This window comes from Prevotella sp. HMSC077E09 (genome assembly GCF_001814685.1).
Classification (GTDB): Bacteria; Bacteroidota; Bacteroidia; order Bacteroidales; family Bacteroidaceae; genus Prevotella; species Prevotella oris.
Genome location: NZ_KV817594.1, coordinates 1 through 456, shown reverse-complemented (window position 1 = coordinate 456; position 456 = coordinate 1). Strand labels below are relative to the sequence as shown.

Annotated in this window: 1 pseudogene; it reads right to left on the bottom strand. The window is 45.8% G+C overall.

Annotated elements, in window-relative coordinates:
• A pseudogene (locus tag HMPREF2983_RS11950) lies at nucleotides 1-456 on the bottom strand (hypothetical protein); the annotation flags it as partial.

Below are 456 nucleotides of genomic sequence, written 5' to 3'. Positions count from 1 at the left end.
CGAAAAAGGGTTCATGCACATATTTTCCTTGCTTCTCAGACCACAAGAAGACCCTTTTGCTTTCTGCATAATCAAACCAAACCGCGAAGTCTCGATGTCCGTCGAAGTTGTAATCACGCTGATCTACCCAGTACTCCAGAACATTTTCACCCAAATTAAGTGTTTGGAGATAATGTTTATTGCGGTAAATGTCAAGCTTAACTGCCTCATTTTCTGTTTTCGATTGCCATGAAATAAAGACCTCTTTATCGCCTTTCCACCACTCACGGTCCTCTTCTGCCTGTGCTTTCTGGCCTTCGGGAGTCTCTGTCTCAAAGGCTTCTGTATAGCTTTCCCAGCCCAAATGCTGCTTTTGGGGGTCCACATGGAACTCTGCTGCCCCTACATCGAGATCGCCGGAGTCGGGAATTCGTCCTATGCCAAAGTTCGCTTTCTTCGATATTTTCGTGCGATAAG